At 69.0% G+C, this 19724-nt stretch carries 19 protein-coding genes and 1 pseudogene; 8 read left to right on the top strand and 12 right to left on the bottom strand.

All coding sequences use genetic code 11. From position 1 onward, the window contains the following. Window positions 1–1317 carry a class I SAM-dependent methyltransferase gene (locus ABZV58_RS00430; RefSeq protein ID WP_354998040.1) on the bottom strand — a complete coding sequence of 439 codons (1317 nt, stop codon included), beginning with the start codon at window positions 1315–1317 and terminating at the stop codon, window positions 1–3. Then, entirely contained in the window at window positions 1314–2753 is a 1440-nt protein-coding gene (locus tag ABZV58_RS00425; protein ID WP_354998982.1) for an FAD-binding oxidoreductase, read from the bottom strand. The genes ABZV58_RS00430 and ABZV58_RS00425 overlap by 4 nt, the downstream gene beginning before the upstream one ends. 225 nt (window positions 2754–2978) lie before the next feature. On the opposite strand from ABZV58_RS00425, the gene ABZV58_RS00420 reads away from it, so the two are divergent. Continuing rightward, the gene (locus ABZV58_RS00420; RefSeq protein WP_354998039.1) at window positions 2979–3413 is read left to right on the top strand and encodes an SRPBCC family protein; all 435 of its coding nucleotides are present in this window, start codon (window positions 2979–2981) and stop codon (window positions 3411–3413) included. Window positions 3414–3494: 81 nt separating this feature from the next. Here the strand turns inward: ABZV58_RS00420 and ABZV58_RS00415 are convergent, their stop codons facing one another. The 3 genes from ABZV58_RS00415 to ABZV58_RS00405 all read right to left on the bottom strand — a co-directional run bounded on the left by ABZV58_RS00415 (window position 3495) and on the right by ABZV58_RS00405 (window position 5380). Further along, window positions 3495–3845 carry a VOC family protein gene (locus tag ABZV58_RS00415; RefSeq protein ID WP_354998038.1) on the bottom strand — a complete coding sequence of 117 codons (351 nt, stop codon included), beginning with the start codon at window positions 3843–3845 and terminating at the stop codon, window positions 3495–3497. A gap of 6 nt (window positions 3846–3851) precedes the next feature. Further along, window positions 3852–4679, bottom strand: coding sequence for a MerR family transcriptional regulator (locus tag ABZV58_RS00410; protein WP_354998037.1), 828 nt, complete (start codon window positions 4677–4679; stop codon window positions 3852–3854). Window positions 4680–4801: 122 nt separating this feature from the next. After that, complete coding sequence (locus ABZV58_RS00405; RefSeq protein ID WP_354998036.1) at window positions 4802–5380, bottom strand: hypothetical protein; 579 nt, start codon at window positions 5378–5380, stop codon at window positions 4802–4804. 130 nt (window positions 5381–5510) lie between these two features. On the opposite strand from ABZV58_RS00405, the gene ABZV58_RS00400 reads away from it, so the two are divergent. The 3 genes from ABZV58_RS00400 (at window position 5511) to ABZV58_RS00390 (ending at window position 7217) form a co-directional block, all read left to right on the top strand. Next, on the top strand, window positions 5511–5852 hold the full coding sequence (locus ABZV58_RS00400) for a YbaB/EbfC family nucleoid-associated protein (RefSeq protein ID WP_354998035.1): 342 nt from the start codon (window positions 5511–5513) through the stop codon (window positions 5850–5852). 15 nt (window positions 5853–5867) lie between these two features. After that, on the top strand, window positions 5868–6476 hold the full coding sequence (recR, locus tag ABZV58_RS00395) for a recombination mediator RecR (protein WP_354998034.1): 609 nt from the start codon (window positions 5868–5870) through the stop codon (window positions 6474–6476). Between the two features lie 120 nt (window positions 6477–6596). Further along, complete coding sequence (locus ABZV58_RS00390; RefSeq protein WP_354998033.1) at window positions 6597–7217, top strand: LysE family translocator; 621 nt, start codon at window positions 6597–6599, stop codon at window positions 7215–7217. Window positions 7218–7220: 3 nt separating this feature from the next. Here the strand turns inward: ABZV58_RS00390 and ABZV58_RS00385 are convergent, their stop codons facing one another. Further along, the gene (locus ABZV58_RS00385) at window positions 7221–7865 is read right to left on the bottom strand and encodes a hypothetical protein (protein WP_354998032.1); all 645 of its coding nucleotides are present in this window, start codon (window positions 7863–7865) and stop codon (window positions 7221–7223) included. Window positions 7866–7970: 105 nt separating this feature from the next. On the opposite strand from ABZV58_RS00385, the gene ABZV58_RS00380 reads away from it, so the two are divergent. Then, window positions 7971–8225 (top strand): hypothetical protein, encoded by a 255-nt coding sequence (locus ABZV58_RS00380; protein WP_354998031.1) that lies wholly within the window; start codon window positions 7971–7973, stop codon window positions 8223–8225. Window positions 8226–8289: 64 nt separating this feature from the next. Here the strand turns inward: ABZV58_RS00380 and ABZV58_RS00375 are convergent, their stop codons facing one another. Then, entirely contained in the window at window positions 8290–8496 is a 207-nt protein-coding gene (locus tag ABZV58_RS00375; protein ID WP_354998030.1) for a hypothetical protein, read from the bottom strand. A 382-nt stretch (window positions 8497–8878) separates the two neighbouring features. Here ABZV58_RS00375 and ABZV58_RS00370 point away from each other — a divergent pair. From ABZV58_RS00370 to ABZV58_RS00360, 3 genes and pseudogenes are all read left to right on the top strand, one after another. Beyond that, window positions 8879–10657: pseudogene (locus ABZV58_RS00370) on the top strand (circularly permuted type 2 ATP-grasp protein); the annotation flags it as partial. Next, complete coding sequence (locus tag ABZV58_RS00365; protein ID WP_354998981.1) at window positions 10646–12232, top strand: alpha-E domain-containing protein; 1587 nt, start codon at window positions 10646–10648, stop codon at window positions 12230–12232. The pseudogene ABZV58_RS00370 and the gene ABZV58_RS00365, both read left to right, overlap by 12 nt. Continuing rightward, window positions 12229–13143 carry a transglutaminase family protein gene (locus ABZV58_RS00360; RefSeq protein WP_354998029.1) on the top strand — a complete coding sequence of 305 codons (915 nt, stop codon included), beginning with the start codon at window positions 12229–12231 and terminating at the stop codon, window positions 13141–13143. Before ABZV58_RS00365 ends, ABZV58_RS00360 begins: the two co-directional genes overlap by 4 nt. A gap of 74 nt (window positions 13144–13217) precedes the next feature. Here the strand turns inward: ABZV58_RS00360 and ABZV58_RS00355 are convergent, their stop codons facing one another. The 5 genes from ABZV58_RS00355 to ABZV58_RS00335 form a co-directional block, all read right to left on the bottom strand. Beyond that, the gene (locus ABZV58_RS00355; protein ID WP_354998028.1) at window positions 13218–13928 is read right to left on the bottom strand and encodes a glutamine amidotransferase; all 711 of its coding nucleotides are present in this window, start codon (window positions 13926–13928) and stop codon (window positions 13218–13220) included. Then, window positions 13921–15141, bottom strand: a complete 1221-nt coding sequence (locus ABZV58_RS00350; protein ID WP_354998980.1) for a MurT ligase domain-containing protein — start codon at window positions 15139–15141, stop codon at window positions 13921–13923. Before ABZV58_RS00350 ends, ABZV58_RS00355 begins: the two co-directional genes overlap by 8 nt. Window positions 15142–15350: 209 nt before the next feature. After that, window positions 15351–15983: a pyridoxamine 5'-phosphate oxidase family protein gene (locus ABZV58_RS00345; RefSeq protein WP_354998027.1), complete on the bottom strand. Its 633-nt coding sequence runs from the start codon at window positions 15981–15983 to the stop codon at window positions 15351–15353. Between the two features lie 568 nt (window positions 15984–16551). Next, window positions 16552–18315 (bottom strand): FAD-dependent oxidoreductase, encoded by a 1764-nt coding sequence (locus tag ABZV58_RS00340; RefSeq protein WP_354998026.1) that lies wholly within the window; start codon window positions 18313–18315, stop codon window positions 16552–16554. Window positions 18316–18688: 373 nt separating this feature from the next. After that, entirely contained in the window at window positions 18689–19621 is a 933-nt protein-coding gene (locus tag ABZV58_RS00335) for an EamA family transporter (RefSeq protein ID WP_354998025.1), read from the bottom strand. Window positions 19622–19724: the final 103 nt, after the last annotated feature.

The following is a 19724-nucleotide window of genomic DNA, read 5'->3' as shown; positions in this document are numbered from 1 at the left end:
TCAGGCCTCCCACCAGGGGCGAAGCGGGACCGTCCACGCGCCGTTGGGGGGTAGCTTGACGCCGAGCACCTGGTGCAGCTGAACCACGTTGCGCTGGAACCCGAGTCGGCAGCCCGCCATGTAGAGGCCCCAGACCTTGGCGGTGCCCTCGCCGACCTCCGCGACGCAGGCGTCCCAGTTGGTGACCAGGTTCTTGCACCATTCGTGCAGGGTCAGCGCGTAGTGCTCGCGCAGGTTCTCCTCGTGCAGCACCTCGAGCCCGATGTTCTGGATCTCGGAGATGATGCGACCGGAGCCGATCAGCTCGCCGTCCGGGAACACGTACCGGTCGATGAAATCGCCCGCCTTCGTGGTGCGGGTGTTGTCCGGGCGGGTGATGCAGTGGTTCAGGAACAGGCCGCCGTCGCGCAGCTTGCTCTTGATGAACTCGAAGTAGAACGGGTAGTTGTGCACGCCGATGTGCTCGGTGAGACCGATCGAGGACACGGCGTCGAACTCGCCTTCGGGCACGTCGCGGTAGTCGGAATGCCGCACCTCGGCCAGATCCGAGAGACCTTCCTCGGCGATCTTCCGCTGTGCCCACTCGGCCTGCTCCGCCGAGAGGGTGGCGCCGATGACCTCGACGCCGCGCCTCGCCGCGTAGCGCACCATGCCGCCCCAGCCACAGCCGATGTCGAGCAGCCGGTCGCCTTCCTTCAGGCGCAGCTTGTCGAAGACGAGGCGGTACTTGTTCTCCTGTGCCTGCTCCAGCGTCCAGTTCTCGTCGCCGTAGGTCGCGCAGGTGTAGGTCATCGAGGGACCCAGGACGTACTCGTAGAAGGTGTTCGAGACGTCGTAGTGGTGGTGGATGGCTTCCGCGTCGCGGGTCTTGGAGTGGCGCAGACCCTCGAACGCGATCCGGCGCCAGCGCGGCAGCGTCTCCTGCGGCGGCGGCGCGACCGGCTTGAGCCGTTCCCAGCCCAGCGAGCGCGCGATGGTGACCAGCGCGAGCGCCGACGGACGGCGGAATTTCAAGTCCTGCATCGCCTTCAGGACGTCGTACGGGTCGCCGGGGTGCACGCCGGTGGCGGTCATGTCGCCCGCGATGTAGGCGCGCGCCATGCCGAGATCGCCGGGCGCGGTGGCCAGGTAGTTGATGCCGCGTGGCGTCTTGATGTCGAGGGTGTAGTCCGAATCCTCCGGCCCGGTCGCGCTGCCGTCGTAGGCGGTCAGGCGAATCGGGACCTCGCCGTCGACGAGGGTCTCGAAGATCTCGGCAATGCTCAGCTTGGTTCCCAGGTCCGCGAACACGTCGGAACGGTCCTTGAATGTCGTCATTTCCGTTGCACCGCCTTCGAATACAAATCCAGCAAGCGCTGGTCCGGGTCGTAGCGTTTCTTCAGTTCGGTGTAGGTCTCGCCGCCGTACAGCGCCGCGAACTCGTCCTCGTCGTAGAAGGCGTCCGAGTACAGCGATTTGTGCCCGTCGAACTCGGTCACGGTGCGCTCGATGGCGCGGTTGGCCGCGCCCTTCGGCTGCCCGGGAACGGTGGGCACGGCCGACCAGAACCCCACGTTGACATAGGTGCGGTTCGGCTCGATCGGGTACAGCGGCCAGGGACGTCCGGTCGCGGCAGGCGCGCCCGTCTCCCGCAAGCGCAGCGGGCACAGCCAGATCGGCTCGATGGGAATCTCGCGCAGGAACCATTCGACGAAATCCGCGGTGCGCTCCACCGGGACCTCGATGTCCTGTACCACCCGCTCGCGCGGCGGGTTGCCTTTGCGGGCTTCCAATTTGTCGCCGATGTCGTATTTGTGGTCGAGGGCGACCAGCTTCCAATAGAAGCTGCTGCGCCGATAGCGCTTCGGCCAGAACCGGCGGATCCTCGGGTTCTGCGTGCCGAAGGCGCGCGAGCACCAGAACCAGTCGGTGTCCCAGCGCCACAGGTAGTCGTGGATGGTCAGGCGATCGCGCTTGGGCCGCGCGCCGTCGTGCTGGATGGAGCGGTAGTAGATGTCCATCCCGGTGTAATCGCTGACCGGACCGGGCTCGTCGGTCTGCCTGCCGAGGGTCAGGTAGCTCTCCTCGGCGGTGAACACGACGCCGTCGAGGTAGTCGACCCGCTCGCCGTCGTAGGACTTCTCGTTCACGATCCGGGTGATCGCGGCCTCCAGTTCCCGCAGGTCGCGGAACCGCACGTGGCGCAGCGCGACGTAGGGCGGAACGGGCTCGAGCTCGATCTTCAGCCGGACGGTGTATCCCAGCGTGCCGTAGGAATTGGGAAACCCGCGGAACAGCTCCGCGTGCTCGCCCTCCGGCCGGGCGGTGATCAGTTCGCCCGCCCCGGTCAGCACGTCCATCTCCAGCACCGACTCGTGCGGGAGGCCGTTGCGGAACGAGGTGGACTCGATGCCGAGGCCGGTCACCGCGCCGCCGAGGGTGATCGTCTTGAGCTGCGGAACCACCAGCGGCGCCAGCCCGTACGGCAGGGTCGCGGCCACCAGGTCCTCGTAGGTGGTCATGCCCGCCACGTCGGCGGTCCGCGCGTCGGCATCCACCGCGACGACCTTGGTGAGACCCGAAACGTCCAGGCCGGGTGCGGTGTTCTTTGCCCTGGCCCGGAACAGATTGGACGTCTTCTTCGCCAGCCGCACGTTGGCGTCCGCGGGTATGGCGCGGTAACTCGCCAGAAGGCGATCCACACCCGCTCGGTGCGCGGCAAACCCTGATTCGCGTGCGGCCGGACTGTGACCGGCCTTCCCCAACAGACTCACTGCCACCCCTCGACGCTAGTACGCACCGTGATCTTCGACCACCGAGAAATGCTCGAGCCGGGAGAAATGTCACGGGAATGTTGCATCGGGAATACTCGGTGTTCGACGTGGCAGGGGCCCGGCCGAACACGCGGTGGGACAACGTGAGCCTGGACGCCACGCACGCGCGGGCGCAGGGCAGGATAGGGGGCGGTCGAGACACCGCATCCGGACAAGGAGCTCATTGTGGGACAGGTCAGCGCCAGCAGTTCGATCACCGTCGACGCGGATCCGAAGCGCGCGCTCGAGGCCATCGCCGACTACGAGACGGTGCGTCCGCGCATTCTCTCGCCGCACTACCGCGACTACAAGGTGGTCGAGGGCGGCAAGGGCGCGGGCACCGTCGCCGAGTGGACCCTGCAGGCCACCGAGAAGCGCACGCGCAACGTGCACGCCGTCGTCTCGGTGGCGGATTCGATTGTCACCGAGCGTGATTCGAACTCCACCATGGTGAACACCTGGACCGTGACGCCGGAGGGCGCTGGCGCCCAGGTCACGCTGCGCACCACGTGGAAGGGCGCGGGCGGCATCTCCGGCATCTTCGAGGGCATCTTCGCGCCGCTGGGCCTGAAGAAGATCCAGGCCGAGGTGCTGGAGAACTTGAAGCGCGAACTGGCCTGAGCGCGAAGCGAATCGAGTAGCGGCGCGGCCGGAAACCCGAAGGGGTCCGGCCGCGCTGTCGTGTGCGGACTTGGCCGACGATCAAGCCTTGCCGATGTCGAAGAGGTTGCCCTCCGGGTCGGCCAGTGTGGTCCACTGCCCGCCGTACTCCTCGAAATCGCCGATGTGCTTGGCGCCCAAGGTGATGGCGCGCTCGATGTGCTCGCGCCAATCGGCCGCGTGCAGGTCCAGGTGCGCTACGTTCTTGCCCGGCGTCTTGTCGGGCACTTTGATGAACATCAGCACCGGCGCGAGCCCGGACTCCCGTCCCACCGTCGCGAAGAACTCACTGGCTCCTTCGTCGACGCGCTGATCGAGCAGCTCCGCCCAGAATCCGGCGAGCGCCGCGGCGTTCTCGCAGTCGAAGGTGACGTGGGCGATGGACAACGTCATGGTCGTTCACTCCTTTTCTCGGAGCCCGCCGATGGGCCAGCAGACTTCGGTCCGGTATTCGTTCGGGTCGTCGGTGTCGTTCGGGGCCACCAGGTAGAGCTCACGCACCGGCTCCGTCAGCGCGGTGTCGTGTTCGGCGACGTGGCTGCCCAGCGCGCCGTAGGTGCGGTCGAAGTCCTCGAAGGCGCCGCTGTGGACGGCGATGGCGAAGCGACGTGCGGGCAGTTCGACGACCACGAGTCCCGCGGGAGGTTCGATGGCCTCGCGGGACGGGATCGGCACGAAGGCCACCACCTCGCCCGCGTCGTTCTCGAAGAACTCCGGCGAGTAGGTGGCGCCGCTGACTCCCGCGGGCTCGACGCCCGCCGCGGCCAAGGTCTCGTAGAGCAGCGTGAACGCACGGCCGCACCAGGAATCGATACCGTCGCGCTCGACGAAGTCGATGAGGGCCAGCGCCGGAAACGCCGGGATCGAGCGGTAACTCACCGCGATCGGCGCGGGCTCGGTCAGCAGCGAACGCAGCGACGCCACCACCGCCCGGGTCCGCTGCAATTCCGCCTCCATGCGTTCCAGATGCGCACGCAGCGCGCTGTCCCTGGAGGTGATGTCCGGCGCGGCGAGTACGGACTTGATCTCGGGCAGCGGCATGTCGAGGCGGCGCAGCCGCCGGATCAGATGGGCCTGCGCCACCTGCTCGGTCGAGTAGCGCCGATAACCCGAGGCCGGGTCCACCTCGACCGGCTCGAGCAGTTCGATGTCGTGGTAGTACCGCAGCGTTTTGACGCTGAGGTAGGTCAGCCTGGCGAACTCACCGATCGAGACGGTCGCGGTCATGCGTTCAGCGAACACCCTCCAGCGACTGGAGAGTCAAGCGACCCTGTCACGCCCCCGCCTCGCTGACGCTCGGCTGCGGATGCCGGAGGCAGGCTGGCACATGGTTCGCTCACTCCGTTCGCTCACGCCAATGCGAAGGTCAACAGCAGGGTGTTCTGCACCGCGCCGCGCCACCACGAGTAGCCGAACCACACGCCGGGGGTCACCTCGCGGATCTCGTCGTAGACGGGCGGCGTCGGCGACGGGGCGTAGTCCAGCGCCCAAGCCGGGCGGCCGTCCAGCAACGCGGGCGCGCGGTACACGTCGGCCTTCCAGCCCTCCATGTCCCATCTGGTCAGGCGATTCAGCAGCCAGCCGCCGTCGGGACCGGTGTAGAAGTTCTTGCCGAGCCACAGACCGGTTGTGATGCCCTGGGCGTAGTTCGGCCGGATCACCCAGCCGTCCTTGACGCCCATCGGGACCGCGCCTTGCGGCGCGTCGTGGAAGATCGCGTCCTGCTGCTCGGGCGAGCAGCGCAGCCGCAGCGAATCCAGGGTGGCCGCCTTGTCGTCGGGATACAGCACGCACCCGCCGCCGTAGTCGGACGCCGCGGGGACGACGTCGGAATCCGCAGGCTGCACATCGGAATCCGCGGTGGCCGCCGGAGCGCAGAGCACCGAAAGTGCCAGGGCGCCCACGAGGAGTACTCGGCTTGTGTTCATTACTGTCTCCAGAATTCACCGAACCGGTAACCGACCCAGGTCCAGGTTAGGTGGGTCGGGGTTGACTGTCTGGGTATATCCGGGAGGACTAGTCTGAACCGTGACAATCTCCCCTGAGAGAGGACGAGCAGTGCAGCCCGGTGGTCAGTTCGACATGCAGCAGTTACTCGCCCAGGCACAGCAGATGCAGCAGGCGGTGATGGAAGCACAGGCCGAGATCGCGGCCTCCGAGGTGGACGGACAGGCCGGCGGCGGTCTCGTCCAGGTGCGGATCAAGGCGACGGGCGAGGTGGTCTCGCTGACCATCGACCCGAAGGTGGTCGACCCCGAGGACGTCGAGAGCCTGCAGGATCTGGTGATCGGTGCGGTCAACGACGCGATGAGCAACGCGCAGCGGCTGGCGGCCGAGCGCCTCGGCCCGCTTTCCGGCGGACTCGGCGGCGGTTCGCTGCCCGGGCTGCCGGATTTCTGATCGAGGACGGGACGGTTGTACGAGGGTCCGGTACAGGATCTGATCGACGAGCTGGGCAAGCTGCCCGGCGTCGGTCCGAAGAGCGCGCAGCGCATCGCGTTTCACCTGCTCCAGGTGGAGCCGCCGGAGATCGACCGGTTGCAGGCCGCGCTGCAGAAGGTGCGCGACGGCGTGCAGTTCTGCGTGGTGTGCGGCACCGTCTCCGACGGCGAGCTGTGCCGGATCTGCGCCGACCCGCGCCGCGACCGCAGCATGATCTGCGTGGTCGAGGAGCCCAAGGACGTCCAGGCGATCGAGCGCACCCGTGAGTTCCGTGGCCGTTACCACGTGCTCGGCGGTGCCCTCGATCCGCTCAGCGGCATCGGGCCGGATCAGCTGCGGATACGGGAACTGTTGACGCGCATCGGCAATCAAGAGGACGGCGTCGACGTCAGCGAGGTGATCATCGCGACCGACCCGAACACCGAGGGTGAGGCGACGGCCACCTACCTGGTGCGGATGCTGCGCGATTTCCCGGGGCTCGCGGTGACGCGGTTGGCCTCCGGCCTGCCGATGGGCGGCGATCTGGAGTTCGCCGACGAATTGACCCTCGGGCGAGCGCTTTCCGGCAGGCGCGCGTTGTAAGAGTAAGGCTTGTGTGCGGTCCGGCTGCGCCCTTTGGGCGTACCTCCGCATTCGGCTCCGGCGGTGCGTGGTCCGCGAAAGGCTTTCGCCCGGCCGCGCACTCTGATTACTGTGCGGGGGATGAGCATCGAGTTTCTGCTGACGACGCTCGTCATCGTCGCCACGCCCGGTACCGGCGTCCTGTTCACCCTCGCGGCCGGACTCTCGCGCGGCGTGCGCGCCAGCGTCGTCGCGGCCTTCGGCTGCACCCTCGGCATCATCCCGCACATGATCGCGGCGGTGACCGGTCTCGCCGCGCTGTTGAACACCAGCGCCGTCGCCTTCCAGACGCTGAAGTACCTCGGCGTCGCCTACCTGCTCTACATGGCGTGGAACACCTTGCGGGACAAGGGCGCTCTCGCCATCCCGGACGCCGGAACGGAACGGGCCGCGCCGCGAGCTCGCCAGGTGATCACCTCGGCGGTGCTGCTCAACATCCTGAACCCGAAGCTGACCATCTTCTTCTTCGCGTTCCTGCCCCAGTTCGTGCCCGCGGGCGCGCCGAACGCGCTGGCCCGCATGCTCGAGCTGAGCGGGATCTTCATGCTGGCCACCTTCGTGGTGTTCGCGGGATACGGCGCGTGCGCGGCGGCGGTGCGCACGTACGTCATCGCGCGGCCGGTCGTGGTGACGTGGATGCGGCGGGTGTTCGGCGCCTCGTTCGTGGCGCTCGCCGGGCGGCTCGCCGTGCAGAACCAGTAGGAGTCAGAACTCCACGCGGGTCCACGGGATCCGCGCCAGCTCCTCCCGTTCGCCGGTTGTCCAGGCCCAGATCAGGTTGGCGACCGCGGCGGGGTCCGCGAGGGTGGCGCCGTAGTGTCGTTCCGGACCGCCGTCGCGGTATTCGACGGTGTACTCGCCGGGCTTGCCCCGGTAGGTCTGGATGTAGTCGTGGTCGCCCCGCTCCACGATCAGGTAGGGGTTCGGCGGCGCGAGCTCAGGAATCCACTGGTCCACAAGGGTTTTGGTCAGGTACGGGAACGCGCCCGCGCCGCCGTGGGTGACGGTGACCGGCACGTGCCCCGCAGGGTCGATCAGCCAGGCCAGCTGCGGATCGTAGATCGCGTAGTCGCGCGGCGTCGCGATATCGAACAGCAGCTGCCGCACGTAGCCGATCGCGTCGTACGGGCACGCCACGTGCAGCACCGACCCGTTCGCCGCCCCACCCACCGACTCACCGCTGAGAAAGCTGTCCTCCTCCGGCAGCTCCAGATTCGCCTCGTTGATCTCGGCCGCCATCTCGGCGACCACCTCGGCCTCGTTCACCCCCTGCTGCCCGACCAGATACGCCTCCACCTCGGCGAGGTTCGCAGCGACACCGGACGGCAACAACACGTGGTCGTAGTTCACCCGGCCAGCGTACGGGGAGCTACCTACCGGCTCTCCGCCCGCCACGGGCCGGGACGTGCGGACTGACCTACGATTCCTGCGACTACCAGCCTGAAGGACGGTCACATGTCGGAACTGTTCGACTGGTCTTCGCCGAAGACCTACATCCTGCCGGTAGACATGGACGACTACCTGGCCATGCCCGAGGAGATGTCGCGCGACGTCGAGATCAAGGACGGGATGATCGTTCACTGCGAGTCGGCCTCACGCGATCACAACGCGATCGCGCGCAACATCGAACGCGCGCTGCTGGAGGGCCGAGCCAAACGTGGATCGGCCGAGCCGTGTCTGGGAGCAGCTCCGTGGCCATCGAGACCGTAGTGCCTTTCGATACCTATGCCACCTGGCAGGACCTGGACGACGGAATCGATTGATCCAGGGGCGGTCAGGCTCGGCGGCGGGTGGGGGTCGAGTCCGTTGTGCAGGCGCAGCCGCCCGCTACGTCGGCGCAGTCGACGATGAAGGTGTGGCGGGCGTGGTCGAAGGCTACGCAGTCGTCGTCGGTGCATTCGAGGACGCGGGTGGCGTGGACGATGAGGGTGCCGTGGCAGTGGTCTACCGCGGATTCGCAGGCTGGGCAGGTCGCGCGCATGGGACCTCCTGACGAGATCGGTTGGTGATTCGGTCTTAGCACTCGAGTCCGGACGACGGTGGGAGGCCGGGTGGGCGTGTCGGCGACCTGCGCGGGGTGGGATCGCCGCCGAAGATGTTGCGCGCCAGGCCCGGACGTCATGGCGGGTGCGGTGCGACCGGGTCACGATCGCCGTGTCAGGGCGGGTGGACCTACCGCGACTCGGGGCGATCCCGCGGATTCGCGTGCGAAGATGGCAGCACGGTCGACCGACGTCGGCGCACCCGGCAAGCTGGAGCTACGCCGGACCGCGTCCCCTACGGACCCGACCGGCGACCGGTGCGGCACGGGCCGGACGCACGTTCGTCATGGCGAAACGTCTGACAGCGGAGGTGAGGTCGGCATGGTCGCCGATGCGGTGCCCCCGGCGGCGACGGCCGCCGACGTGCGCGCGCAGATCGCCGAGCAGCTCGCCCGCTACCGGGCCGAGGGCGGCCACACCGGCGCCTACGACGAGGTCGGCAGGCCGACCGGCGGCTACTACGACGAGCTGGTGGACACCGACGGCGTCGTGCGGCAGATGTGGTCGGAACTCTCGGCCGACTTCGTCGAGATCGGCCCGGCCGGGCTCGGCAGGCTGGACACCAGGGTGCGCAGGCTGATCGATGACGACGGCATCACCTACACCGAGGTGATGCGCGCGGGCGAGGCCGCGATCCCGACGCCGTGGCGACTCGATCCGATCCCGCTGCTGGTCTCCGCCGACGACTGGACCCGGCTGGAGGCGGGCCTCGTGCAGCGCTCGCGGGTGCTGGACGAGGTGCTCACCGACATCTACGGCTCGCGCCGCACGATCACGTCCGGGCTGCTGCCGCCCGAGCTGGTGTTCGGCAACGTGGGTTACGTGCGTGCCGCGCACGGCATCACGATCCCCGGACGCCACCAGCTGTTCCTGCACGCCTGCGACATCAGCCGCTGGAGCGACGGCGAGTTCCGCGCCATCGCCGACTGGGCACAGGCCCCCTCGGGGGCCGGCTACGCGCTGGCCGACCGCCGCGTCGTCTCGACCGCGATCCCGGAGGCCTTCGAGCACTCCAGCCCGCGCCCGCTCACCCCGTTCGCCAGGGCGATGCGGCTCTTGCTGATCGAGGCGGCGCCGGTGGCCGAGGACAATCCCGTCGTGGTGGTGCTGAGCCCGGGCGTGCATTCCGAAACCGCCTTCGATCAGGCGTATCTCGCCTCGACGCTGGGCTTCCCGCTGGTGGAGAGCGCCGACCTGGTGGTGCGCGACGGCGCGCTGTGGATGCGCTCGCTCGGCACTCTCAAGCGGGTGGACGTCGTGCTGCGCCGGGTGGACGCGGAGTTCTCCGATCCGCTCGATCTGCGGCCGGATTCGCATCTCGGGGTGGTGGGGCTGGTCGAGGTGTTGCGCCGCGGCGCGGTCACCGTGGTGAACACGCTGGGCAGCGGGTTGCTGGAGAATCCGGCGCTCGCGGGCTTCCTGCCGCGGATCTCCCGCGCGCTGCTCGGCGAGGAACTGCTGCTGGACAGCGCGCCCGCGTACTGGGGCGGCGACGCGAGCGAGCGTTCGCATCTGCTCGCCGAGTTGGACCAACTGATCATCCGTTCGACGGTGGACGGGGCCACGCTGTTCGGGCCGGATCTGTCGGCGACGATGCGCGAGGAGCTGCGGCGGCGCATCGAGGCGGACGGCTGGAAGTGGGTCGGCCAGGAACCGGCCCAGTTCTCGGTGGCCCCGGCCGTGCACGGGTACGGCGGTCTGGCCGCGGCGCCGGTGGGCATGCGGCTGTTCTCGCTGGCCCGCCGCGGCGGTTACACGGCGATGGCGGGCGGCCTCGGTCAGCTGCGTCAGCGCACCCAGCCGGACCGGGCGGTGATCAAGATCGCGGCCAAGGACGTCTGGGTGCGGGCCGCGCCCGCCACGACGACCGCGGTCGGCGCCGAAGCGCCGCGCGAGGAGCGTGAGCGGCGGGTCGCGCCGATCGTCGAGGAGATCAGCTCGCCGCGCGTGCTCACCGACATGTTCTGGATGGGCCGATACTGCGAGCGCGCGGAGGCGGCGGTCCGCCTGCTGATCGCCACGCACGACCGCTACCAGGACTATCGCTACCGACCGTGGTTGGAGGGCGCGGAGGCGCTGCCGGTCCTGATGGCGGCGCTGGCCGCGACGACCTGCACGGCCGCGCCGGACGCGGTGATCGGGGACGGCGGCCCGAAGCTGGAGTCGCGCGGCGGGGAGCCGGGGTCGGGTGGCGGTGCGCCGGAGGCCGCGTCGGCTGGTGGGGAGCCGGAGTCGGGTGGAGGAGAACCTCAAGCCCTCGGTGGTGGAAGGGGGTTGGGTGGCAGGGAGTCCGAGTCGGGCCGCGAGGATCAGGGCTCGGACGGTCGCAAGCTCGGGCCTGGTAGTGGTGAGTCGGGGTCAGGTGGCGGGGAACCCGAAGCCCTCGGTGGTGGACGGGGGTTGGGTGGCAGGGGGGCCGAGTCGGGCCGCGAGGATCAGGGCTCGGACGATCGCAAGCTCAGGCCTGGTAGTGGTGAGCCGGGGTCAGGTGGCGGGGAAATCGAAGCCCTCGGTGGTGGACCGGGGTTGGGTGGCGCGGAGGCCGAGTCGGGCCGCGGAGATCTCGGATCGGGCGGCGGGAAGCCCGGGCTCGGCGGCGGGAAGCCTGGGCTCGGTGGCGGGAAGCTGGGGCGGGGCGGTGCGAAGCCCGAGCCTCGCGGAGGGGAATCCCGAGCCTTCGGCGGCGGACTGGGGCCGGGTGATCCGCAGGTCGAGTCGGGCGGTGGGAAGCAGCCGGAGGCGGGTGGCGCCGAGCCCGCGTCGAGTGGCGAGATGGGGTCGGGCGGTGCGGAGTCCGAGTTGGGCGGCGCGGCAGACGGATTCACAGCCGCGAGCGCATCGGAGGGCAACGGTGGGGTGGCCGCGGTGGCGGGTGCGTCCCGCGAGGGGCACGACTATCTCGAAGCGTTGACCATCGATAGGGAGCTGCCCGGATCGCTGGCCTACGCGATCGACCGGTACGGCTCCTCGGCGCGCGCCGTGCGCGACCAGCTTTCGCACGACACCTGGATGATCCTCGGCTCGGTGGACCGGGCGCTGGCCGAGTATCGCGAGAGCGACGGCGACGAGACGGCGCTCTCGGCGGTGCATTCCCTGACGCTGGCCGCCCTGCTCTCGCTGTCCGGCATCGAGGCCGAGTCATTGGTGCGCGACATCGGTTGGTGCGTCATGGATATCGGTAAGCGCATCGAGCGCGGGCTGGCTGTGACGGCGCTGCTCTCGTCGGCGCTGACCGAGACCTATCCGGCGGAAGCCGAGCTGGTGGTCACCGAAGCGGTGTTGCAGGCGGCCGAATCGTCGGTGAGTTACCGTCGGCGACACCGGGATTCGGTGCGGGTCTCGGCGGTCGCCGGATTGCTGCTCTTCGACAGGGGCAATCCGCGATCGCTGGCCTACCAGCTCGAACGACTCGACGCGAACTTCGCCGCGCTACCCGGCGCCTCGGGATCCTCACGGCCGCAACGGTTGCTGGCCGACGCCCAGCGCATGCTGCGCCGCGTGGATCCGGACGACCTGAACGTCACCGACGAGAACGGAAGGCGCACCGAGTTGGCCGAACTGCTCGACGGTGTGCACCTGCGGCTGCGCAAGGTGGCGGAATCCTTCGAGACGACGAAACTCTCGCTGCCGGTGGGCATTCAGCCGCTGTGGGGCAGCACGCGGGTGGTCGGATGATCGGCGGCGACGGCGCGACGCGGCGGTATCGGGTAGCCCATCGCACCACCTATTCCTACTCCGAGGAGGTCACCAGCTCCTACGGGCGCGCCTATCTGACCCCGCGCGAGTTCCCCGGTCAGCGGGTGCTCGCGCACGAGGTGCACGTCGACCCGGCGCCGTCGGACCGGTCCATCGGCACCGATGTGTACGGCAACACCACGCACTACTTCCACGTCACGGCCGAACACTGGGAGCTGGTCGTCAGCGCGGAGTCGACGGTCGAGGTCGACCCGCCCGCCGAGCTGACGGACGATCCGGCCCGGCTGCCGTGGGAGTCCGCGCGGCCCAGTCATGCGAACGGCCCGCTGGCCGTGGAGTTCACCCTCGACCTGCACCCGCCGGAGATCACCGAGGAGATCACCGCTTACGCGGCGCGCTCGCTCACTCCGGGGCGGCCACTGCTCGCCGCGGTGACCGATCTGACGACCCGCATCTACACCGATTTCACCTACTGGTCGGGTTCGACGAACGTCTCGACCAGGGTCTCCGACGTGTTCTTCGCGCGCGCGGGCGTCTGTCAGGATTTCGCCAGGATCGCCGCGGCCTGCCTGCGGTCGCACGGGCTCGCCGCGCGATACGTCTCCGGTTACCTCGCCACGGACCCGCCGCCGGGCAAGGAGCGCATGGTCGGCGCCGACGCCACCCACGCCTGGGCGGCGGTGTGGGTCCCCGGCCGGAACCCGTCCGAACGCGCGGGCCGCTGGATCGGCTTCGACCCCACCAACGACCAGCTCGCCGACGAGCGCTACGTGGTCGCGGCGTGGGGACGCGACTACGCCGATGTGCCGCCACTGCGCGGCATCATCTACACCGAGGCCAAGGAGAGCTCGATCACCGTCTCGGTCGACGTCGCTCCGCTCGAAGTGTGAATACCCAATTCGCGACAACCTTCGGCTCGGCCCCTTCTCGAGGTCACCAGCGACTCCGCGCGAAAAGGCTGCTCTCAGGCGCGGAGGCGTTCGCGGCGTAGTTGGTCGACCTCGGGCAGGTTCAGTGGTTCGAGGGTGTCGACGCCGAGGGCTCGGGTGAGGAGGAGGTCGGCGAGTTCGGGGTTGCGGGCGAGGGCCGGGCCGTGCATGTAGGTGCCGATGACCGAGCCCTGGACGACGCCCTCGAGTCCGTCGCCGACGCCGTTGCCGACGCCGCGGGTGACGCGCGCGAGGCCGGTCGCTTCGAGGCCGAGTTTCGTTCCACCGCGGTGGTTCTCGAAGCCGGTGAGCGGGGCGGTGAGGCCGTCGAGCATGGGACTGGTGGTCACTTCGCCGATGGCGCGCTTGGCCTGGGGCGAGGTGGTGACGTCGATGAGCCCGACGCCGTCCACGCGCTCGCCCGAGGAGGTCTCATACCAGTTGCCGAGCACCTGGATCGCCGCGCAGATGGCAAGCACCGGAGCGCCTTTCGCGGCCGCCTCCTGCAGGCCGGGGTAGCGCTGCAGGTGCCGGGTGGCCAGTCGCTGCGCGGAGTCCTCCGCGCCGCCGAGGGTGTAGATGTCCAGCGAGTTCGGAACCGGTTCGGGCAGCGTGATTTCCACGATCTCGGCGTCGTAGCCGCGCATGCGCAGCCGCTGGCGCAGCACGAGCGCGTTGCCGCCGTCGCCGTAGGTGCCCATCACATCGGGCAGTACGAGGCCGATCCGTACCGTCGAGTCACCCATGATTCTCCAAGTCGCGGTTGAGGTCGCGGAACGCGGTGTAGTTGGCGAGCACCTCGACCTGCCCGGGCGGGCAGGAAGCGATGGCGCGCAAGGGATCCGGGACGGTGGTGTGCTCGACGCCCGCGTACGTGAGGCGGACCGCGAGATCGGTGGCGCGCTCGCCGGAGGCGACGACCTGCACGCCCTCGAAGTGCTCGAAGCGCACGTCCCACAGCCAGGAGAGGTCCTCGCCGTCGGGCACCTGCCCGTTCACCGCGATCACCAGCCCGGCCGCGCTCGGCTCGATCATCGACAGGGCTTCCTGCCAGCCCGCCGGGTTCTTCGCGAGCAGCAGCCGCGCGGCGTGCTCGCCGACCTGCACGGTCCGGTAGCGGCCCGCGATCTCGCGCACCGTACCCGCGGCGACGACGGCCTTGGCCGTTTCGGCGCCCAGCGCGACCGCGGCGGCTACCGCCTGCGCGGCGTTACCCCGGTTGGCCCGGCCGGGCAGCGCCAGCTCGAGCAGGTGGCGTTCGCCGTCGGGGCCGACGAGGTCGTTCCCCTCCAGGTGCCAATCCGGTTGCGGCCGTTGGAAATCCGTACCGGTGCTGCGCCAGTGCTCGCCCTCCCAGACGATCGGCTCGCCGGAGCGCGGACAGCTCGTCGCGTCCATCGCCCAGCCGCCGCCCGCGGCGACCCACACCACGTTCGGGTGGTCGTAGGCGATCGAGGTGACCAGCACGTCGTCGCAGTTGGCGATCACCACGGTGTCGGGGTGACGGGCGAGACCGGCGCGCAGCTTGCGCTCGATCATGTTGATCTCGCCGACCCGGTCCAGCTGGTCGCGGCTGAGGTTCAGCAGCACCACGGCGGCCGGGTTCAGCGAGTCGCTGACGTGCGGCAGATGCAGTTCGTCCACCTCGATGGCGGCCAGCGGCACACCCTGGTGCGTGCTCAGCGCGGCGACGATGCCCGCGTCCATATTGGCGCCGTCGGCCTGCGTGGCGACCTGACCGAGGGTGCTCAGCGCGGCGGTGGTCATCCGCGTCGTCGTCGACTTGCCGTTGGTGCCGGTGACCAGCACCGTCCGCCTGCCACGTCCGAGCTGGTCCATGATCGTCGGGTCGATCTTCAGCGCGATCAGGCCGCCGATCATCGAACCCTTGCCGCGTCCCGCCTTCTGCGAGGCCCACGACGCTGCCGCCGCGGCCCGCAGGGCGATCCGCCCACGCATCGATATCTTCGCCACGCCGAGAGTCTATGTGCGGGGTTCGGGGTGCGCCGCGACAGCGTGGTCGGTGAGGTCGGGGTCACGGCGCGCCGGGCCAGTTGCGGCTGTCGCACCGAGGTTGGGGGTGGTGGCCACACAGTCTGTGCACTCCTCACATAGGCGGTGGCTATGTGACGCGTACACGGGGCGTGTGGGAGCGGCTGCGACGGGAGTTAGTCGCGGTACAGTTTTGCGGCGTAGTTTTCTGGGGAGTAGTAGTGCTCTAGGTCGTCTACCGTTTCCTTGATGTTCGGGTCTACGTCCTTGACCAGGCAGGCGGTGCTGGGGAGGGTGTCGGCGGGCCACTGCTCCGGCTCCCACAGGTGGCTGCGGAGGAACGCCTTGGCGCAGTGGAAGAAGATCTGTTCGACGGCGACCTCGACGGCGAGGATCGGGCGGTGGCCCTTGACCACCATGTCGTCGAAGTAGGCGGCGTCGCTGACCAGGCGGGCCCGGCCGTTGACGCGGAGGGTGTCGCGCCGGCCTGGGATCAGGAAGAGCAGGCCCACGTGCGGGTTGGCGAGGATGTTGAGGTAGCCGTCGGCCCTGCGGTTGCCCGGGCGCTCGGGGATGGCGATGGTGCGATCATCGAGCACTTTCACGAAACCCGCCGGGTCGCCCTTGGGCGAGGCGTCGCAGTTGCCGTCGGCGTCGCAGGTGCTCATCACCAGGAACGGGGAGCTGGCGATCCACTCACGATCGCGCTGGTGCAGTGCGACGCGCTCCTTGGTCGCCGCGCGCGGCATCACCGCACCGAGCAGCGCACGCAGGTCGTCGGGGTCGGTGATCTTCGTGGTCTCGCCCATACTTCGATTGAAGCACCGCGGCGACGGCCCGCGCGATCGAATACCGGGGGTACCTGCACAGACGGTGGGTCTCAATGTGAGTGCCTGGCAACGGAAGACAGGGTCTGCTTGTGCGCCGTCTCCGCACAAGCGCCCCCTTGGGCAGTACACACGCCCCGCCTTGGCAGGTGTACTTGTGTGGCGACGGCGCGCAGCGGGTCGTTTTTTCCCGTTGTCAGGCGTTGATACGGAGAACCATTGCTGGGCAGGTACACCTGCCCCCGCCTTGGCAGGTGTACTTGTGTGGCGACGGCGCGCAGCGGGTCGTTTTTTCCCGTTGTCAGGCGTTGATACGGAGAACCACTGTTGGGCAGGTACACCTGCCCCCGCCTTGGCAGGTGTGCCTGTGCGGAGACGGCGCACAGCAGGTGTGTGTTTTCCCGTTGTCAGGCATTGACCCGGAGAACCACTGTCGGGCAGGTACACCCGCCGACAGGTGTACTTGTGCGGAGACGGCGCGCAGCTGGCGTGTGTTCTCCCGTTGTCAGGCATTGACCCGGAGAACCACTGCTGGGCAGGTACACCCGCTTCAGTCGAAGAGATTCGGCTGACCCGCCGCGTACCGATCGGCGTCCATGCGCCGCAACGGTTCCAGCTCGGTCGCGCGGTACAGCGTGTACATCCGGCAGCGCGGCGCGTCCGAACCCGCGACGTCGAGCAGCGCGTTCACCGCGGCCCGCGCCGACTCGTTGGCGCCCTCCATGGTGGCCAGGTCGACGTTGGTGCGCACGTAATCGCCCGCGAGGAACAGGTTTTCGAGATCGCCGTGCGGTTCGGGGCGGAGCTCCCACGACCCGGCGGTGTTGATCAGCAGCGGGTCGGCGTTGGTGTTGCGGCGCTGTTCGGACTGCCAGACGATCGCGGGATCGAGGAACCAGGAATGCAGGTCGGCGTCGCGCAGTTCCTCGCCACGATCGTTGAGGTGGGCCTGCAACTGCGCCCACACCTCGCGCGCGATCTCCTGGTGCGTGCACTCCTTGGCGGTCTTGCCGTACAGGATGCCCGGGGTGTTCCAGTCGGAGATGTCGACCGAAAGGCAGTCCTGCACAGTGCCGTCACCGAATTCGGCGAGCTTGCGCGTCCACAGCTGGTTCTGGCTGATCGAGGTGAGCGACCACGGCGCGTCGATGTAGGCGGTGTGGCCCCTGGAGATCTCGGCCGGTCTGCGCAGGTAGAACTGGATGCCGGTCATCCAGTCCACGAACAGCCGGTCCATCGCGGCCAGCTCGGGGCGCACCTCGAGCACGTCGGGCGACCACAGCGCGCGGGCCTGTTCGGCGGCCAGCGCCACCACGAAGTAATCGGCCTCGACCGTGCGGCTGCCGTTGCCGTCGACGATGCGAGCGCCGCTGATGCGCCGGTTCCGCACCTCCAAACCGCGCACCTCCGCGCCCAGCGCGAACTCGACGCCGAGCTCACGCAGCCGCGCCGTCCACGGATCGATCCACGCCGCGTTGGTCGGGCCGTTCAGCACCCGGTCCAGCGCACCGTCGTTGCCGACCTCGAACGGGTTGCCGAGGAACTGCTCGCCCATGTTGCCGATGGTGCGCACGCTGGCGAGGTTGTCCTTGGCGGCGACCATGATGCTGGTCAGCGTGCGCGAGATCAGCGCGCGGAATTCGTGCGAACGGTGGTGCGCGCCGACGAAATCGCGCCAGGCCATGTGCTCCCACTGGCCGTAGCGGCGGGCGTCGCAACTGGTGTTGAACACGAGCAGCCGGTTGGCGAAGAAAAGTCCTTCCGCGGCGGGCATTTTCAGTGCCGTCGCGATGGCGGCGCCGACGGTCTCGCGGAAGTCCTCCGGCCGCGGATTCGGTCGGGCGCGGAAGCCGAGCGGGATCTGGAAGTCGTCGCCGTCGCGGCGGGACATGCGCGCCTCGGGTATCGCGATCAGGTTGTTCCAGACTCCTTCGGCGTTGCCCGCGAACGGGATTCGCCGCATCGTGTCCGGAATGTGCTGGTAGAAGCCGGGAAAGAAACGGAAGCCGTGTTCACCCGGCAGATCGGGACGTCCGCCGGATCCGCTGCCCGGCACCGGAATGCTGCGCGCCTTGCCGCCGAGCGCCCGCCTCTCGTAGACGGTGACCTGGAATCCGCGTTCGGCAAGTTCGTGCGCCGCGGTGAGTCCCGCGACCCCGCCGCCGAGCACCGCCACCCGTCTGCCGTCGGGGGCGCCCGACGCGCGCCCCGGTCTCAGCGCACCGGCCGTGTGAACCCCCGCCGACGCGACCCCCATTGCCACCGTGCCGCGAATCATCGATCTTCGCGAGACGGCCCACCGCTGTTCTGCCATGCGCGACTCTGCTGCCTAGCCTTCGGTTCCCTACCTTCACCGCCGCACCCACTGTAAAGCGCCTGCTCGGGGCCATCCCACCCACCCCTGCCGCCGCTGGCTCGCGGCCGGTGACGAACCTCGGCCGCGGCGAGTACAGCGCCCCGAGAGTACCGCCGACCTCGCGCGGCGCGAGCTACTTCCCGAAACTCGCAATTCGCAAACTCGCACTACAGGCGGGTCTGCATCGCAGCCGGGATCGCAGACCCGTTCTGGTTCGGCGGCCTTCCCGGCCCACGGAACTCGCACTCGCCGGGCGCTCAGCGTGGGTTCGGTGGCCGGTGCGGGTTCGGCGGGTTTCGCGGCCCTCGCACCGTGCACTCCAGGCGGCTACTCAGCGCAGCGCGGGTTCGGCGGCCGCTGCTGATTCCGCGGTCTTCACAACCCTCGGCCGCCGACCACCGGTGGTCGCGACGAACGCACCCGTGATCACGATCAGGCCGCCGAGCAACTGCCACGCGGTGGGCGTCTCGTCGAGGAAAGCCCAGGCCGCGGCGATGCCGACGACCGGGACCAGCAGCGAGAGCGGCGCGACCGCGCCCGCGGGATAGCGGCTCATCAGGAACGTCCAGAGCCCCGAGCCCGCGACCGTGCCCAGCGCGACGATGTAGGCGAGGCCGATCAGCGCGGGCCATCCGGTCGGCGACGCGAGGTCGGCCAGTGCGTGCCAACCGATCGCCGGGCCCTCGGTGAGCGCGGAGAGGGCGAACAGTGGAAGCGGCGGCACCACCGTCATCCACAGGGTCAGGTGCAGTGGGTTGACCGCTCCTGAAGCCGCGGCCAGCCGCGAGCCGATATTGCCGAAGGCCCAGCCGAGCCCGCCCGCCAGGGTGAGCAGCAGCGGCAGCAGCGGCGCGACGTGCACGCGGTCGGCGCCGATCACCACGATCCCGGCCACCGCGACGAACAACCCGCCCAGCTGGACCGGGCGCAGCCGCTCGCCCAGCAGCAGCGCGCCGAGCACCACCGTGAACGGCGCGGAGGATTGCAGCACCAGCGAGGCGAGCCCGGTCGGCATGCCCGCGCGCATCGCGGTGAACAGGAATGCGAATTGCAGCACCCCGAAACCCGTGCCGTACAACAAGAGCCAGCGCAGCGGCACGTTCGGACGTGGCACGAACAGCAGCACCGGCACCGCGAGCACCGCGAAACGCAGGGCCGCGAAGAACAGCGGCGGGAAGTGGTCGAGGCCGACCCGGATGGCGATGAAGTTCAGGCCCCAGAGCAGGACGACGGTGAGGCCGAGCAGGCGGTCGCGGTTGGTCACGCTCACCATGGTCGAGCTCGGAAACCATCAGCACAATCGAATAAATCTGTACTGATATTGTAGTCGAGCTTCACTATCTACGAGAGGACGTGCCGGTGCCGGT

It is taken from the genome of Nocardia sp. NPDC004654, assembly GCF_040609595.1.
Taxonomy (GTDB): domain Bacteria; phylum Actinomycetota; class Actinomycetes; order Mycobacteriales; family Mycobacteriaceae; genus Nocardia.
This window is presented reverse-complemented; position numbering and strand designations above follow the sequence as displayed.

What these genes read in the sequence shown, in the direction of transcription:
- ABZV58_RS00365 (WP_354998981.1), top strand. Translation starts at nt 10,646, where the DNA reads ATGGCGGCGCTGGCCGCGACGACCTGCACGGCCGCGCCGGACGCGGTG.
- ABZV58_RS00430 (WP_354998040.1), bottom strand. Translation starts at nt 1,317, where the DNA reads ATGACGACATTCAAGGACCGTTCCGACGTGTTCGCGGACCTGGGAACC.
- ABZV58_RS00360 (WP_354998029.1), top strand. Translation starts at nt 12,229, where the DNA reads ATGATCGGCGGCGACGGCGCGACGCGGCGGTATCGGGTAGCCCATCGC.
- ABZV58_RS00345 (WP_354998027.1), bottom strand. Translation starts at nt 15,983, where the DNA reads ATGGGCGAGACCACGAAGATCACCGACCCCGACGACCTGCGTGCGCTG.
- ABZV58_RS00380 (WP_354998031.1), top strand. Translation starts at nt 7,971, where the DNA reads ATGTCGGAACTGTTCGACTGGTCTTCGCCGAAGACCTACATCCTGCCG.
- ABZV58_RS00415 (WP_354998038.1), bottom strand. Translation starts at nt 3,845, where the DNA reads ATGACGTTGTCCATCGCCCACGTCACCTTCGACTGCGAGAACGCCGCG.
- ABZV58_RS00405 (WP_354998036.1), bottom strand. Translation starts at nt 5,380, where the DNA reads ATGAACACAAGCCGAGTACTCCTCGTGGGCGCCCTGGCACTTTCGGTG.
- ABZV58_RS00375 (WP_354998030.1), bottom strand. Translation starts at nt 8,496, where the DNA reads ATGCGCGCGACCTGCCCAGCCTGCGAATCCGCGGTAGACCACTGCCAC.
- ABZV58_RS00340 (WP_354998026.1), bottom strand. Translation starts at nt 18,315, where the DNA reads ATGGCAGAACAGCGGTGGGCCGTCTCGCGAAGATCGATGATTCGCGGC.
- ABZV58_RS00350 (WP_354998980.1), bottom strand. Translation starts at nt 15,141, where the DNA reads ATGCGTGGGCGGATCGCCCTGCGGGCCGCGGCGGCAGCGTCGTGGGCC.
- ABZV58_RS00390 (WP_354998033.1), top strand. Translation starts at nt 6,597, where the DNA reads ATGAGCATCGAGTTTCTGCTGACGACGCTCGTCATCGTCGCCACGCCC.
- ABZV58_RS00355 (WP_354998028.1), bottom strand. Translation starts at nt 13,928, where the DNA reads ATGGGTGACTCGACGGTACGGATCGGCCTCGTACTGCCCGATGTGATG.
- ABZV58_RS00410 (WP_354998037.1), bottom strand. Translation starts at nt 4,679, where the DNA reads ATGACCGCGACCGTCTCGATCGGTGAGTTCGCCAGGCTGACCTACCTC.